15 protein-coding genes are annotated in these 15,539 nt (G+C 61.6%); 8 read left to right on the forward strand and 7 right to left on the reverse strand.

Annotation, left to right across the window (positions count from 1 at the left end):
* Window positions 1–32: 32 nt before the first annotated feature.
* The 7 genes from AXG89_RS06835 (at window position 33) to AXG89_RS06865 (ending at window position 6,054) form a co-directional block, all read left to right on the forward strand.
* A complete protein-coding gene (locus AXG89_RS06835; RefSeq protein WP_062168767.1) occupies window positions 33–959 on the forward strand; it encodes a CheR family methyltransferase in 927 nt (308 codons plus the stop codon).
* Window positions 956–1,675 (forward strand): chemoreceptor glutamine deamidase CheD, encoded by a 720-nt coding sequence (gene cheD / locus AXG89_RS06840; RefSeq protein WP_061998278.1) that lies wholly within the window; start codon window positions 956–958, stop codon window positions 1,673–1,675. Before AXG89_RS06835 ends, cheD begins: the two co-directional genes overlap by 4 nt.
* Entirely contained in the window at window positions 1,672–2,787 is a 1,116-nt protein-coding gene (locus tag AXG89_RS06845) for a protein-glutamate methylesterase/protein-glutamine glutaminase (RefSeq protein WP_062168769.1), read from the forward strand. Before cheD ends, AXG89_RS06845 begins: the two co-directional genes overlap by 4 nt.
* An 85-nt stretch (window positions 2,788–2,872) precedes the next feature.
* Window positions 2,873–3,268, forward strand: coding sequence for a chemotaxis response regulator CheY (gene cheY, locus AXG89_RS06850; protein WP_061998280.1), 396 nt, complete (start codon window positions 2,873–2,875; stop codon window positions 3,266–3,268).
* Between the two features lie 13 nt (window positions 3,269–3,281).
* Window positions 3,282–3,980, forward strand: coding sequence for a protein phosphatase CheZ (gene cheZ, locus AXG89_RS06855; protein ID WP_062168771.1), 699 nt, complete (start codon window positions 3,282–3,284; stop codon window positions 3,978–3,980).
* Window positions 3,981–4,275: 295 nt separating this feature from the next.
* A complete protein-coding gene (locus AXG89_RS06860) occupies window positions 4,276–4,734 on the forward strand; it encodes a DUF2844 domain-containing protein (RefSeq protein WP_062168774.1) in 459 nt (152 codons plus the stop codon).
* Window positions 4,735–4,752: 18 nt separating this feature from the next.
* On the forward strand, window positions 4,753–6,054 hold the full coding sequence (locus AXG89_RS06865) for a DUF3443 domain-containing protein (protein ID WP_061998282.1): 1,302 nt from the start codon (window positions 4,753–4,755) through the stop codon (window positions 6,052–6,054).
* A gap of 73 nt (window positions 6,055–6,127) precedes the next feature.
* On the opposite strand, the gene AXG89_RS06870 is transcribed toward AXG89_RS06865, so the two are convergent.
* The 4 genes from AXG89_RS06870 to argS form a co-directional block, all read right to left on the reverse strand.
* The gene (locus AXG89_RS06870) at window positions 6,128–6,919 is read right to left on the reverse strand and encodes an SDR family oxidoreductase (protein WP_062168776.1); all 792 of its coding nucleotides are present in this window, start codon (window positions 6,917–6,919) and stop codon (window positions 6,128–6,130) included.
* 4 nt (window positions 6,920–6,923) lie between these two features.
* Window positions 6,924–7,577: a thiol:disulfide interchange protein DsbA/DsbL gene (locus tag AXG89_RS06875; protein ID WP_062168778.1), complete on the reverse strand. Its 654-nt coding sequence runs from the start codon at window positions 7,575–7,577 to the stop codon at window positions 6,924–6,926.
* A gap of 150 nt (window positions 7,578–7,727) precedes the next feature.
* A complete protein-coding gene (locus AXG89_RS06880) occupies window positions 7,728–8,486 on the reverse strand; it encodes an SPOR domain-containing protein (RefSeq protein WP_062170372.1) in 759 nt (252 codons plus the stop codon).
* 118 nt (window positions 8,487–8,604) lie between these two features.
* A complete protein-coding gene (gene argS / locus AXG89_RS06885; RefSeq protein ID WP_062170374.1) occupies window positions 8,605–10,389 on the reverse strand; it encodes an arginine--tRNA ligase in 1,785 nt (594 codons plus the stop codon).
* Window positions 10,390–10,795: 406 nt separating this feature from the next.
* Between argS and AXG89_RS06890 the strand changes: the two genes are divergently transcribed.
* Window positions 10,796–11,122 (forward strand): DUF1840 domain-containing protein, encoded by a 327-nt coding sequence (locus AXG89_RS06890; protein ID WP_061998286.1) that lies wholly within the window; start codon window positions 10,796–10,798, stop codon window positions 11,120–11,122.
* A 99-nt stretch (window positions 11,123–11,221) separates the two neighbouring features.
* On the opposite strand, the gene AXG89_RS06895 is transcribed toward AXG89_RS06890, so the two are convergent.
* The 3 genes from AXG89_RS06895 to AXG89_RS06905 form a co-directional block, all read right to left on the reverse strand.
* On the reverse strand, window positions 11,222–11,428 hold the full coding sequence (locus AXG89_RS06895; protein ID WP_062168780.1) for a hypothetical protein: 207 nt from the start codon (window positions 11,426–11,428) through the stop codon (window positions 11,222–11,224).
* 137 nt (window positions 11,429–11,565) lie between these two features.
* A complete protein-coding gene (gene metH / locus AXG89_RS06900; protein WP_062168782.1) occupies window positions 11,566–14,283 on the reverse strand; it encodes a methionine synthase in 2,718 nt (905 codons plus the stop codon).
* A gap of 47 nt (window positions 14,284–14,330) precedes the next feature.
* Window positions 14,331–15,398 (reverse strand): homocysteine S-methyltransferase family protein, encoded by a 1,068-nt coding sequence (locus AXG89_RS06905; RefSeq protein WP_062170376.1) that lies wholly within the window; start codon window positions 15,396–15,398, stop codon window positions 14,331–14,333.
* Window positions 15,399–15,539 lie beyond the last annotated feature (141 nt).

Consider the following 15,539-nt stretch of genomic DNA (forward strand, 5'->3'; position numbering starts at 1 on the left):
CTCACCGCACGTTCCAGAAGAACAAAGGCTAGATGATGGCAACGCGCTCACCCGTCGATACACCCCGCGACCGGACCCGCTACGGTTCGGAAGTGGAACGCGACTTCGAATTCACCGGTGCCGATTTCGGCCGCATTCGCGACCTGATTCATCGTCGCGCGGGGATTTCGCTGTCCGAGCATAAACGCGACATGGCCTACAGCCGTCTCGCGCGACGTCTGCGCGCGTGCAACATCGATACGTTTCGTCTTTACCTCGACCGCCTCGAAGCGCAGCCGGACAGCGCCGAGTGGGAAGCGTTCACCAACGCGCTGACCACGAACCTGACCGCGTTCTTCCGCGAATCGCATCACTTTCCGATTCTCGCCACGTTTGCGAAGAGCCGGCCGCAGCCGTTTTCTGTGTGGTGCTCGGCGGCATCGACGGGCGAGGAGCCGTATTCCATCGCCATGACGCTGATGGAAACGCTTGGCGACTCGGCCGCGCGCCAATGCACGGTGATCGCGACAGATATTGACAGCCAGGTGTTGCAGAAGGCCGACGCGGGCGTCTATTCGCTCGATTCGGTGAAGACGCTCGGCAATGACCGGCTCAAGCGCTTCTTCCTGAAAGGCACGGGCGCGCACGCCGGCATGGTCAAGATCCGCCCGGAAGTGCGGGCGATGGTGAAGTTCGAGCAACTGAACCTGACGGATTCGAAATATGCGCTGCCGGGCCAGTTCGACGCGATCTTCTGCCGCAACGTGATGATCTATTTCGATAAACCCACGCAAGCGCAAGTTCTCGCGCGCTTCGAGCCGCTGATGAAAAGCGGCGGTCTGCTGTTCGCCGGGCATTCGGAAAACTTCACGTATGTGACGCAGGCGTTCAAGCTGCGCGGCCAGACGGTGTACGCGTTATCGCGTGATTCCGTTGCTGGAACCGCCAAGAAGAAGGCGCTCGCCGGAGAGCCGGCATGAGCGCATTGCCGATCGCGACGAACCTGTATTTCGACAACCACTTCAAGCTCCCGGGCGTGAAGCTGTTGCCGAACGAGTTCTACATGACGGGCGAGAACATGGTGCTCGTCACGGTGCTCGGTTCGTGCGTGGCGGCGTGCATTACTGACCGGACGGCGGGCATTGGCGGCATGAACCATTTCATGCTGCCCGACGACGGCGCGGACGCATCGCAGTCCAGTTCGGATTCCATGCGATACGGCGCGTACGCCATGGAAGTGCTGATCAACGAGATGATCAAGCGCGGCGGCCGGCGCGAGCGCTTCGAAGCCAAGGTATTCGGCGGCGGCGCGGTGCTGGCGGGTATGACGACAATCAATATCGGCGATAGAAATTCCGAGTTCGTTCGCCGCTATCTCGCGCTGGAAAAGATTCGCATCGTGGCTGAGGACTTGCAGGGCATGTATCCGCGCAAGGTCGCGTTCATGCCGCGAACCGGCCAGGCGATGGTCAAGAAACTGATCACGCAGCAAGACCCGAGCGTGGTCGAACGCGAACAGGCGCTGGTGCGGCAAACGCCCGAAGCGCGCAGCGAACGGCTGGCCAAGGCGCGTGCGCGCGTCGAACTTTTCAGCCAGCCGAAAGCCAGGACAACCGATAAACCCCGCATCGAACTATTCGGTGCCGCAGCCGGCCTGCAGCGAACCGTCCGCATGAAGACGGTGGAGGAAGCATGACAACGGCCCGGAGCACGGAACCGAAGATCAGCGTTTTGTGCGTCGATGATTCGGCGCTCGTGCGCAGCCTGATGACCGAGATCATCAATTCGCAGCCCGACATGCACGTGTGCGCGACCGCGCCCGATCCGCTGGTCGCACGCGATCTGATCAAGCAGCACAACCCCGACGTGCTCACGCTCGACGTGGAAATGCCGCGCATGGACGGCCTCGACTTCCTGGAAAAGCTGATGCGGTTGCGGCCGATGCCGGTGGTGATGGTGTCATCGCTCACGGAACGCGGCTCGGAAATCACGCTGCGCGCGCTTGAACTCGGCGCGGTGGATTTCGTGACGAAACCGCGCGTGGGCATCCGCGACGGCATGCTCGAATACTCGGAGAAGCTCGCCGACAAGATCCGCGCCGCCGCGCGCGCTCGTGTCAGGCAAACGCCTCATGTCGTGCATGCGGCGGCGGGTTCAAGCGGTTCGGTCACGGCGTCGAAACCCACGCCGAACCTGAACAACCCGCTGGTGAGCACGGAAAAGCTGATCATTGTCGGGGCATCGACGGGCGGCACTGAAGCTATCCGCGAACTCCTGGTTCCGCTTCCGCCCGATGCACCCGGCGTGATGATCGCGCAGCACATGCCGCCGGGCTTCACCAAGTCGTTCGCGCAACGTTTGAACGGCCTGTGCCGGATCGCGGTGAAGGAAGCCGAGCACGGCGAACGTGTACTGCCGGGCCACGCGTATATCGCGCCTGGCGACGCTCACCTCGTGCTGGCGAGAAGCGGTGCGAACTATGTCGCGCATCTCTCCGACGCGCCGCCGGTCAACCGGCATCGGCCATCGGTGGATGTGCTGTTCCGTTCCGCCGCGCAGCACGCGGGCAAGAACGCGCTCGGCGTGATCCTGACCGGCATGGGCCGCGACGGCGCGCAAGGCATGCTGGAAATGCAACAAGCCGGCGCGTACACATTTGCGCAGGACGAAGCGAGCTGCGTGGTGTTCGGCATGCCGCGCGAAGCCATTGCAACCGGCGGCGTGAGCGAGATCGCGCCGTTGTCGGAAATGACCCGGCGCGTGATGGCGCGCCTCAATTCCATGGGCGAGCGCGCACAACGCGTCTGACCTTCCTCGCGAGCACACGAATTCGAATACCCACGCGGCGTGCGCGCCGCCTGAAGAAACAACGGGAATACAAGGAGCAGTGAAGATGGACAAGAACATGAAGATTTTGGTCGTCGATGACTTCCCGACGATGCGCCGTATCGTCAGAAACCTGCTGAAGGAACTAGGTTTCTCGAACGTCGATGAAGCCGAGGACGGCGCAGCCGGCCTTGCGCGTCTGCGTGGCGGCGGTTTCGAGTTCGTCATTTCCGACTGGAACATGCCGAACCTCGACGGTCTGGAAATGCTCAAGCAGATTCGCGCCGATGCCGCCCTCTCGCACTTGCCCGTGCTGATGGTGACGGCGGAATCGAAGAAGGAAAACATCATTGCCGCGGCGCAGGCTGGCGCGAGCGGTTACGTGGTCAAGCCGTTCACGGCCGCGACCCTCGACGAGAAGCTCACGAAGATTCTCGAAAAGATGGCCAAGGCCGGGAGCTGAGATCGTGAATGAAATGACGACGCAGGAAGCGCTGACGGCGATCGAGCAGGACGGGGATGCATCGAGCGATCGCATTTTGGCGCGCATTGGCCAATTGACGCGCACGCTGCGCGATTCCATGCGCGAGCTCGGCCTCGACAAACAGGTTGAAGCCGCCGCCGAAATGGTGCCGGATGCCCGCGACCGCTTGAAATACGTCGCGACGATGACAGAACAGGCCGCCGATCGCGCGCTGAACGCCATCGAACTCGCGAAACCGATTCAGGAAACCATGCAGCGCGACGCCCAGGCGCTCGATGCCCGTTGGGAAGCATGGTACGGCGCGGCGCAGGACAAGTCCGACGTCAAGACGCTGCTCGCCGATACCCGCGGTTTCCTGCAGCAAGTGCCCGTGCACACGGTCGCGACCAACGCGCAGTTGCTCGAAATCATGCTCGCGCAGGATTTCCAGGATCTGACCGGCCAGGTGATCAAGAAAATCACCGACGTGGTGTACGTGATCGAGCAGCAGTTGCTCACCGTGCTGCTGGAAAACATTGCGCCGGAACGGCGTGAACAGTTTGCGGCGCAGGCGGCGGCGCTTGCGGCATCGAATACGTCCAGCACGCCGGAAACGCTGCTCAACGGTCCGCAAATCAATCCCGAGGGACGCACCGACGTCGTTCAGGACCAGACGCAAGTCGATGACCTGCTCGCCAGCCTGGGCTTCTGACGCCATGCTGATCTGACGCGCGCGGAAGGTAGCTACCAACCGTGCGCGTCAAAACGACACCTATTTCAGCCATCCCGGCGCATTTAGCGTTGCAACATATGTTCACTTTCCCGAGTTCGACGCATTCGGCTGGCATACTTATGTCTCGACGAACGACGCGCACTCGCGCAGCGTTTCAGACGGCAAGATATTGCATGGCTTGAAATAATCGGAACGGAGAAGCGAAGTGGACACTTCGATCATTTCATTCGGCTTTCGGCGCGCTCGCGCGCTGGTTAGTCTCGCAGCAGGATTGATGGTTAGCTTGGCTGCCGTAACGCCCGCTCATGCGGTTCTGGGCGGTGCGCCCATGACGGCGCCGGCCGGCGCTACGGTCAGCAATTCGGTATCGCACGCAGCGGCAGTTGCGGGTTCGGCAGCATCGGCGAGTTCCGCCAGCGCCTTTACCGTGCGCACGACAACGCTTGCCGTCGGCACCGTGGTCAATGAATACGTAGGCGCGGACGGCACGGTTTTCGGCATTGCGTGGCAAGGTCCGCGCATTCCTGATTTGCCGTCGCTGCTCGGCACTTACTTTCCGCAATACGTCCAGGGCATCCAGAACCAGCGCGCCAACGGCGGCGGCCGTGGACCCGTCAGCGTGGCCGGCAGCGCGCTGGTCGTGCGTTCCGGTGGCCACATGGGCGCATTCGTCGGCCAGGCTTATCTCCCGCAAGCCTTGCCTGCCGGCGTCAGCGCCAGCGACATCCAATAACGGACGGAGACTTTCACTATGCGTCCGATGTACTCATCGTCCCTGTTCTCCTTGAAGTCCGGTTTGTTCCGATGGCTCGCCGTGCTCAGCCTGTCGGTGTTTCTCGCTGCCTGCGGCGGCGGAGGCGGCGACTCCGGCAACAGTTCCGTCAGCAGCGGCGGCAGCTCCGGTAGCGGTGGCAGCAGCGGCAGTGGAGGTTCCAGCAGCGGCACGCCGAACGCACAGCCGATTGCATCGACTGCCTCGAACACGGTGCCGATCACCGTCGGCCCCGGCGCACAGAACTTCGTCAACATTCCGAACGTGACCGTGACCGTTTGTGCGCCCGGCACGAGCGTGTGCCAGACCATCGACAACATCCAGGTCGATACCGGCTCGTACGGCCTGCGCCTTGCCAGCGATGCCGCCGCGCAAATCATCACGAACCTGCCGATCAACCAGTCGACGAGCGGCGGCCAGCTTGCGCAGTGCACGCAATTCGCCGATGGCTTCACATGGGGCACCGTGCGTACTGCCGACGTGAAGATCGGCGGCGAAACGGCGAGCGCCATTCCGGTTCAGGTCGTAGGTGATCTGGCCGATTCGACGGTTCCGGCATCGGGCTGTATCAATGGCAGCAACGAAAGCACGTCGCGGCAACTGGGTGCGAACGGGATTCTTGGCGTGGGTGTATCGGCGACGGATTGCGGTGCTGCCTGCGCGAACGCCGCGACCAGCAACTACTATTCATGTCCGTCGGGCACCAATTGTTCGCAGACCGCCGTGGCAGTGGCCAATCAGGTCGTGAATCCGGTGACGAAATTTGCCGTGAACAACAACGGCGTGATCGTGCAATTGCCGCCGGTGACAAGCTCGGCGGCTTCGGTGACGGGGACACTGGTGTTTGGTATCGGGACGCAGAGCAACAATACGCTGGGCAGCGCGACGTCCTATCGTTCAACGGCATTCGGCAACCTGAGCGGCACGTACAAGGGCGCCTCGGTCACGACCATCGTTGACTCGGGTTCGAACGGGCTGTTCTTCAGCGACTCATCCTTGCCGGCGTGCACGACGACCTTCACGGACTTCTACTGCCCGGTGAACTCGACGGCATTATCGGCGACGGTTATCGGGCTGAACGGGACGTCAGGCACGGTAAACTTCACGGTCGCGAACGCGAAGACGCTCGCTGGCAGCGGCACGAACTACGCGTTGAACGGATTGGCCGGCGCCATCGGCTCGTTCCCGACGCTGTTCGACTTCGGCCTGCCGTTCTTCTTCGGACGCTATGTGTACTTCGGGTTCGGCACCAACGGGAATGCGCCTTTCGTGGCGTTCTGACCTCGCGATCCCTTTAAGTCAAAAGCCCGGCGGATTCTCAGTCCGACGGGCTTTTCTTTGGCCGCGCTAATACTTATTCCCCCGCCCGAGGTTTCCTCGGCGCCTTCTCCATCACGCGGTCGTAAAGCCATCGCGGCACGACGTGCAACAGCGCGCCAGCCACGCGCATCTGCCACGGAAAGGTGGCAAACCGCGTCTTCTTGCCAATGGCATCCGCCGTCTTCCTCGCGAACACATCGGCATCCATGAGAAAGGGCATCGGATACGGATTGCGGCGGGTCATCTCCGTGCGGATATAACCCGGCGCGATCGTCACCACCGATACCCCCGCCGGCCGCATCTCCACCCGCAGCGCTTCGAGATACTTCAACGCCGCCGACTTCGATGCACTGTACGCCCCCGATCCCGGCAGTCCGCGCACGCCCGCCACACTTGCGATACCGACAAGCGTGCCGCGCCGCTCGGCAACCATCCGCGCGACGAACGGTTCGAACGTCGCGATCGTGCCAAAGTAGTTGGTATCCATCACTTCGCGAAACGCCTCCAGGTCGCCATGACCGGTCAGCGCGCCGCGGCTGATCCCTGCGTTTGCAATGACGATATCGGCGCCGCCATGCAACGCGCAGAAGTGCTCGGCCGCGCGGCCAAGTGCGGCGGCGTCGCGGACATCGGCGGGATAAAGGGAAATCGATGCAGAGGGAAAGCGCGCGGCAAAAGCCGCGAGGGTGTCGCCACGACGGGCAACGAGACCGAGGACCGCACCGCGCTTCAAATATTCTTCAGCGAGTGCGAGCCCAATGCCGCTCGACGCGCCGGTGATGAAAACCCTCAGCCGGGCCGGCGTGTCGTTCGTAGCGGCGTTCACGTCTTTACATCTTCTTCGCGCGAACCTGATTCACGATGAAATCCATCACCTGGATCGTGCCCGGCAGGCTGTTCGTGGTCGCCGGACCCGTTTCGTACTTGCCTTGGATCGCGATGGTCGGCACGCCGTCGATCTTGTAGGCATCGAGCAGCTTTTTATCGCGTTGCAGATTGCTTTGCGTGGAGAACGAGTTGTACGCATCCATGTACTTCTTCTTGTCCACGCCTTGGGTAGCGAGGAACGTGGCCTGTGCTTCCGGCGTCAGCAGATAGTCCTTCTTCACGTGGATCTCGTTGAACACGGCGGGCGTGAGCTTGTCGGCGAGGCCGAGTGCATCGAGCGCATGGAACATCTTCGAGTGCGGGACGAAGTCGTCGCGGAAGGCAACCGGCACGCGCTTGAACACCACGTCAGGACCTTGCTTCTTGATCCACGCTTCCAGATACGGGTCGAATTCGTTGCAATGCGGGCAGCCGTACCACATGAATTCGATCACCTCGATCTTGCCCTGCGCTTCAACCGGCTGCGCTGCTTGCAGCACGGTGTAGTCGGTGCCCGCGACAGGCGCAGACGGCGATGCATGAGCGGCGCTCATGAAACTCAGGGAGCCGGCAGCGAGGCCGAGGGAAAGAGCGAGGGCGCTGAAGAGTTTTTTCATGGTGACCGAGAATGAGCGTGAGAGGCAAAAGGGGAACACACGACGCTTAAGGGAGGCTTAAGGGGCTAGTCGAAGAGCCCGCCAAGCCGGCTGTCCCCGCACGGACTGCACGCGCCTTGATGTGCTCAAGGCGCGTGCAGTCCATGGAACTCACTGCTTGGAAAAGCGGATGACGGCGGTATCGACGCCTGCATCGGAGAGCCGTTGACGCACGTTGTTCATGTCCTCGAACTTCGTGAACGGTCCGATCCGGACACGGTAATACGTGACGTTGCCGGCATCGCGCTGGGTGACCTTTGACTCGAATCCCTGGAAGCCAAGACGCGCGCGCTGCTGTTCGGCATCGGCTTGCGTCTTGTACGCGCCCACTTGCAGGAAGTAGCCGGTGTTCACGTCACCTGGCGCTGGCGGCGTGACCTTGGCCGTCGACGAAGGCTGCGCATCCGATGCGGGCTTCTTGACCAACGCGGCCGTGGACGAGCCGCTGGGCGCCGCGGCCGGCGAAGCAGGCTTCGGCGTGGCGGCCTTCGGCACTCCGGCCGTGCCATTGTCGCCGGGCGGAACTTCCACGATCTGCGGCTCGTCCAGAACACCCGACGACTGCGTCTGGTTGTTCGTCTGACCCGGCGCGGTGTTCGTCGGCGCGGGCTGTGCGGCTTGCGGCACGGCCTGACCCGGCGACTTGCCCTGCAGCGGACGATTTGGATCGTAGGGCTGGCCGTTTGCGGGCGCCGTACTGGCGTCATTCTGGGCGGGCGCCACTTTCGCCACGAACGGGGTGGGTGCGCGCGTGATGTACAACGCCACGATCACTGCGATTGCGAGGCCGACAATCAAGCCCAGCACGATACCGAGAAAGGTGCCCCCGGTCTGCTTCGACTGCTTCGACGTGCTGCGTGGTTTTGCCATCGTATGAATCACCTGCAAAAAGTCTTCTGAATGGGCGTCGATTATAACGGCGGCTTCAGGCGCGCCAATGCTCGAACGGTCGCACAGGCGCCGGGGTGAACCCGGCCCTGCACTGCAACTACATCTTGACGGGAGCCGATACGCCGATCAGCGCGAGACCGTTTTCGAGCACTTGCCGCGTGGCGGCCAGCAATGCGATACGCGCATTACGCACGCCGTCTTCGTCCACCAGCACGCGCTCCGCATTGTAGAACGAGTGGAATTCGCCCGCGAGGTCACGCAGGTAAAAGGCGACGGCGTGCGGCGCGAGTTCGTCGGCGGCGTGCGAGAGCATGTCGGGATATTCCGCGAGCTTGTTGAGCAGCGCCATGGCGCGTTCGCTCGCGAGCGGCGTGAGATCCACGGCTGGCAAAGCGGAGAGATCGCCCGCGTAGCGCGTCTTCCAGTCGCCGAGGATCGTGCAGATCCGCGCGTGCGCGTATTGCACGTAGTACACCGGATTCTCGTCGCTTTGCTTGAGCGCGAGATCGATATCGAAGACGAATTCCGTGTCGGCCTTGCGCGAGATCAGGAAGAAACGCACGGCGTCGCGGCCGCGGCGAATGGTGTCTTCGTCGATCTGATCCGGCGCGACCTCTTCGCCCGGCGTCATCCCGCCCGACCATTCGATCAGATCGCGCACTGTCACATAACTGCCCGCGCGCTTCGAGATCTTCACTTCCACGCCGTTGCGCATGACCGTGACCATCTTGTGCAGCACGTAGTCGGGGTAGCCCTTCGGGATGCCGATTCCAAGCCCTTGCAGCCCCGCACGAACCCGCGCGATGGTGCCGTGATGGTCCGAGCCCTGCACGTTGATGACCTTGGTGAATCCGCGTTCCCACTTCGCCACGTGGTACGCGACGTCCGGCACGAAGTACGTGTACGTGCCGTCGGACTTGCGCATGACGCGGTCCTTGTCGTCGCCGTCGTCGGTCGTGCGCAGCCACAGCGCGCCATCCTGCTCGTAGGTCTTGCCGGCCGCGATCAACGCATCGACGGTTGCCTGCACGCGGCCTTCGTTATACAGCGATGACTCCAGGTAGAACTGGTCGAACGCCACGCCGAACGCGGTCAAGTCCAGGTCCTGTTCATGGCGCAGATAGGCGACGGCGAAGACGCGAATGGCATCGAGGTCGTCCACGTCGCCCTTTGCCGTCACGGGCGCGCCGTCCTTGGCCGCAACCGTTGCGCCGGCCAGGTAATCACGCGCGATATCAGCGATGTACTCACCGTTGTACGCGTTCTCGGGCCACTCCTTGTCGCCGGGTTTGAAACCGCGCGCACGCAGTTGCGTGGAGGCCGCGAGGTTGCCGATCTGCACGCCGGCGTCGTTGTAATAGAACTCACGATGCACCGCGTTGCCCTGCGTTGCGAGCAGGTTGGCAAGGGCGTCCCCGAGCGTCGCCTGACGGCCGTGCCCCACATGCAGCGGCCCGGTCGGATTCGCGGAGACGAATTCGATCAGCACCTGCTTGCCTTCATCGCGCGTGCTGCGGCCGTAGCCGACGCCTTCGGCGAGCGCCGCCGGCACGACGGATTGTTTCGCCGCTGCCGCCAGCCGCAAGTTGATGAACCCGGGGCCGGCGACTTCCGCTGCATCGACAAGACCTTGCGCCGCGGGCAATCCCAGCACGGCGTCGACGATCTGTTGCGCCAGTTGCCGCGGATTCGCGCGCAGCGGCTTGGCGAGCTGCATGGCGACGTTCGACGCCACGTCGCCGTGCGCCGCGACCTTCGGGCGTTCGAGCACGATTGCCGGCGTAACGAAATTCGCTTCCGATGCGCCTTGCGACGCCTGTACGACCTGCTTGACTGCATCGGTCAGCAGCGTTTCGAGGATAAGTTTTTGTGCGGGCAGCATGCTGATTCTTGATCCGGTGATGTGTTTGTTCGTTTCCGCGCGCGGGTAATTTTCAATCCGCGCGCGGGTAAAAAGCGCGACAAACAGAGGTCGGGCAGTCGGTCGGGACTGCCTCGCGCGCATGCGCATGTTCGCGTCTGGAGGCATGGCTGCAGCCGTTCCCGGCGGTAGCGACAGACCAGCGGTTTGCTATCCGGCGCAACATTTGCTCAGCTAATTCGGGATTTTAGCAGGTGCTAATATGTCGAATCAGGGTCAAGCCGGGGAAAAGATTCAGGAGTTGGAACAATGCGCTGGCGCTGTGGACTGATTGGCCGGACGTCGCCGCGCACTCTCTGAATCGCCCAATACATTGCCAGACATTTAGCCGAACAACAGGCCAACAACAAAAGGAAGGGACCTTGCCATGCTGATCACATTCAAAACCAGCGCTGCACCCGACGTGCAGATGCTCGATAACCTCGCTGACTATTTACTGGGCATCGTAGGAAAACGGCTGGGAGAGCGCGGCGTCATCACGCACGAGGAATTGCCAGCCTGCATCCAGAAACTTGAAGCGGCGGTCGCCACCGACAAACAGGAGCGCGCCGAACACGACGGCCATTTCCACGAAGGCGAAGCCGGCCACGAGCCGCATGAAATCCCCGTGGGCCTGTCGCAACGGGCGTATCCGTTCCTCGACATGATGCGTCTCGCGCATCAGGCGAACGGCGACATCCTTTGGGGCGTTTGACTTCGGCCAGCGTTCGAGCGGCATGAGTATTAAGGCAGCACATAAAAAACCCCGCAATTGCGGGGTTTTTTGTTCATATCAATACCTGTTGCTGACTGCTTACTGTGACGCCGGCATAGCCATGCCCTTCTTCATCTTCGGCTTGCGGGGCTTTTTCTTGTGCTCGGTGACAGGCGGCGAGTAGCTCGACGCAGTGCTGGAACTCGCGCCCATACCAGGCTTTGGGGCCTGCGCAAAAGCGGCCGGACTCAACGATGTACACAGCACCGCGACCGCAACAGCGAGGACAGGCGTCAGCTTGATCATTTTCGACTTTCTCCGAGACGTTTAAGAGTGCGTGACCGCCGCCATGACGGTCCTGCGCACGGTTCCAGTGTAAGGAAATCCAAAATAACCGTAACTGTCTTCGCCAAAATTGCGCGTTTGTAATTCCCGGTATAAGGCTAGAGCAACGGAGCGAGGGCGCGCTCGGCGTCGTTTTTCGATAACGCCATGCGCTGCGCGAAGCTTTCCACCTGGTCGTCCGCGATCTTCCCGACCGAAAAGTACGTACTTTCCGGATGTGCGATGTAAAAACCCGACACGCTCGCCGCCGGCAGCATGGCAAGCGACTCGGTCACCGTCATGCCGATCTCGTTTGCCTGCAGGACGTCGAACATGTCCTGCTTGACCAGATGGTCCGGGCACGCCGGATAGCCCGGCGCCGGCCGGATCCCGCGATATTTTTCATCGATCATGGCGGCGTTGTCGAGCGTTTCGCCGGCCGCGTAGCCCCACAATTCACGACGCACCCGCGCGTGCAGCGCCTCGGCGAAGGCTTCAGCGAAGCGGTCGGCCAGCGCCTTGAGCATGATGGCGCTGTAGTCGTCGTTATCGGCCTCGAACTGCTTTTCCTTTTTCTCGACGCCCAGGCCCGCCGTCACCGCGAACATGCCGATGTAGTCCTTCACGCCTGATTCCTTCGGCGCGATGAAATCCGCTAGCGACCGGTTCGCGCGCTGCACGCCGTCCACGATCGGACGCACGGTTTGCTGACGCAGATTGCGCCACGTCATGGCGACTTGCGTGCGGGTATCGTCGGTATAGATTTCGATGTCGTCGTCGTTCACCGTGTTCGCCGGCAGCAGCATGACCACGCCGTTCGCCTGCAGCCAGCGGCCCTGGATGATGCGCGAGAGCATGGACTTGCCATCGGAGAAAACGCGCCGGGCAGATTCGCCCACGATCTCATCGTTCAGGATCGCTGGATACGGTCCGGCCAGATCCCAGGTCTGGAAGAACGGCGCCCAGTCGATGTAGTTCGCCAGCTCCGCCAGATCGTAGTTCTTGAAGACGCGCCGCCCGATGAACGTGGGTTTCTTCGGCTCGTAACTCGCCCAGTCGATCTTCGTCTTGTTCGCGCGTGCTTCGGCGTAGGTCACCATAGGCGTGGCCTTGCGGTTCGCATGCTGCGTGCGGATGCGCTCGTAGTCCGTCTTCAGGTCGACGAGATACTTGGTCGCGCCCTCATCGGAAAGCAGGCTTGACGCCACCGATACCGAACGCGACGCATCCGGAACATAAACCACGGGGCCATCGTAATGCGGCGCGATCTTCACGGCCGTGTGCACGCGCGAAGTCGTCGCGCCGCCGATCAGCAGCGGCGTCTGCTTGCCGCGGAAATAATCGTCGCGCTGCATTTCGGACGCAACGTAAGCCATCTCTTCGAGACTCGGCGTAATCAATCCCGACAAGCCGATGATGTCCGCGCCTTCCTCCTTGGCTTTCGCCAGGATGGTCGCGCAGGGCACCATCACGCCCATGTTGACCACTTCGAAGTTGTTGCACTGGAGCACGACGGAGACGATGTTCTTGCCGATATCGTGCACGTCGCCCTTGACGGTTGCGATCACGATCTTGCCCTTCGGCCGCACGTCCTCGCCGGCATCGGCCATGCGCTTCTTTTCTTCCTCGATGTACGGAATCAAATGCGCCACGGCCTGCTTCATCACGCGCGCCGACTTGACCACTTGCGGCAGGAACATCTTGCCCGCGCCGAAGAGGTCTCCGACGACATTCATGCCGTCCATCAACGGCCCTTCGATCACGTTGATCGGACGTCCGCCCGCAGCTTCGATGCGCTGACGAACTTCCTCCGTATCTTCCACGATGAAGTTCGTGATGCCATGAACGAGCGCGTGAGCGAGGCGTTTATCGACGGGCTGATTGCGCCATTCCAGGTTCTCTTCTTTCTTCGCGGCGCCGGTTTTGAATTTGTCGGCGATTTCGAGCAGGCGATCCGTTCCGTCTTCACGACGATTCAGCACTACGTCTTCCACGCGTTCGCGCAGTTCGGGGTCGAGATCCGCATACACGCCGAGCTGCCCCGCATTCACGATGCCCATGTCCATGCCGGCCTGGATTGCGTGATACAGGAACACGGTATGAATGGCTTCGCGCACCGGATCGTTGCCGCGAAACGAGAACGACACGTTCGATACACCGCCGCTGATCTTGGCGAACGGCAGGTTTTCCTTGATCCAGCGCGTGGCGTTGATGAAGTCGACGGCGTAGTTGTTGTGCTCTTCAATACCCGTTGCGATTGCAAAGATGTTCGGGTCGAAGATGATGTCTTCAGGCGGAAACCCGACTTCGTTCACGAGGAAATCGTACGAGCGCTTGCAGATCTGCGTCTTGCGTTCGTAGGTATCGGCCTGGCCGTCTTCGTCGAAGGCCATGACGACGGCTGCGGCGCCGTATCGGCGGATCAGTGTGGCGTGATGGCGGAAGGCTTCTTCGCCTTCCTTGAGCGAGATCGAGTTCACGATCGCCTTGCCCTGCACGCACTTCAATCCTGCTTCGATCACCTCCCATTTCGACGAGTCGATCATGATCGGCACGCGCGAGATGTCCGGCTCGGACGCGATCAGGTTCAGGAAGCGCACCATGGCCGCCTTCGAATCAAGCATGGCTTCGTCCATGTTGATGTCGATGATCTGCGCGCCGTTCTCGACCTGTTGCCGCGCGACGGCGAGCGCCTCGTCGAACTGGTTGTTGAGGATCATGCGTGAGAACGCCTTCGATCCCGTCACGTTGGTCCGCTCACCCACGTTGATGAAGAGCGAACCGTCGGTGACGTTGAACGGCTCGAGGCCGGAAAGGCGCATGGTGTGATCGGTCATGGTGTCCCTGAACGTTGCTTTATTGCTTCGCTGATTGCGTTGTCTTTTCAGGCGGCTTCACGATAATGCGACGGCCACTTCCTCGGCTTGACATCGGCGAGCGCCTTCGCGATTTCCGCGATATGTTCCGGCGTCGTTCCGCAGCATCCGCCAGCCAGGTTCACCAGTCCCGCCTGAGCAAACTCCTTCAGCAGGTTCGACGTCACGTCCGGGGTTTCATCGAAACCGGTATCGCTCATCGGGTTGGGCAAGCCCGCGTTCGGATAGCAGGACACGTACGTATCGCAAAGCTTCGCCAGTTCCGCGATGTACGGCCTCATCAGCGCCGCGCCCAATGCGCAGTTCAAACCAAACGTCAACGGCCGCGCATGGCGCAGCGAATTCCAGAACGCCTCGACCGTCTGGCCCGACAAGATCCGTCCGGAAGCGTCGGTGACCGTGCCGGAAATCATGATAGGCAAGAGCTCGCCCGTGTCTTCGAACAACTGGTCGAGCGCAAAAAGTGCCGCCTTTGCGTTCAAGGTGTCAAAGATCGTTTCAACGAGGAACAGGTCGCAGCCCGCGTCCATCAGCGCCTTGGCCTGCGCGTAATAGGCCTCGCGCAGTTCGTCGAAGGTGACGTTGCGCGCGGCCGGGTCATTCACGTCCGGCGAAATGCTCGCGGTCTTGGGCGTCGGTCCGATCGCGCCGGCGACAAAGCGCGGCTTGTCCGGGGTCGAAAATGCGTCGCATGCTTCGCGCGCCAGCTTCGCCGATTGCGCGTTCATCTCGTCGGCAAGCGACTCCATGCCATAGTCGGCCTGGGCCACGGTCGTTGCGCCAAACGTGTTCGTCTCGACGATGTCCGCGCCCGCAGCCAGATACTGGTCATGAATCTCGCGAATCACATGCGGCTGCGTGATCGACAACAATTCATTGTTGCCCTTGATGTCACGGTCATAGTCCGCGAACCGTTCTCCGCGATACGCCGCTTCGTCGAGCTTGTAGCGCTGGATCATGGTGCCCATCGCGCCGTCGAGGATAAGAATGCGCTGCTGCAAGAGCGCAGGCAAAACGGCGCCGCGCGTGTAGGTGCGGCGTTCGGCGGCGGATTTCGGGGCGGGGGACGGATTCATGACGGACATGGCTCCAAACAGGCTTAAATAGCCCAACATTGTATCTGTAGTAGGGCACAAACGCTTTTTAACGGCCTTTTCTGCAAACGCGCAGCGAACAAAAAACCCCGCCATTTGCATGGCGGGGTTTTCAGGGGTGTC

The sequence above is a fragment of the Burkholderia sp. PAMC 26561 genome, from assembly GCF_001557535.2.
In the GTDB taxonomy this organism is placed as follows: domain Bacteria; phylum Pseudomonadota; class Gammaproteobacteria; order Burkholderiales; family Burkholderiaceae; genus Caballeronia.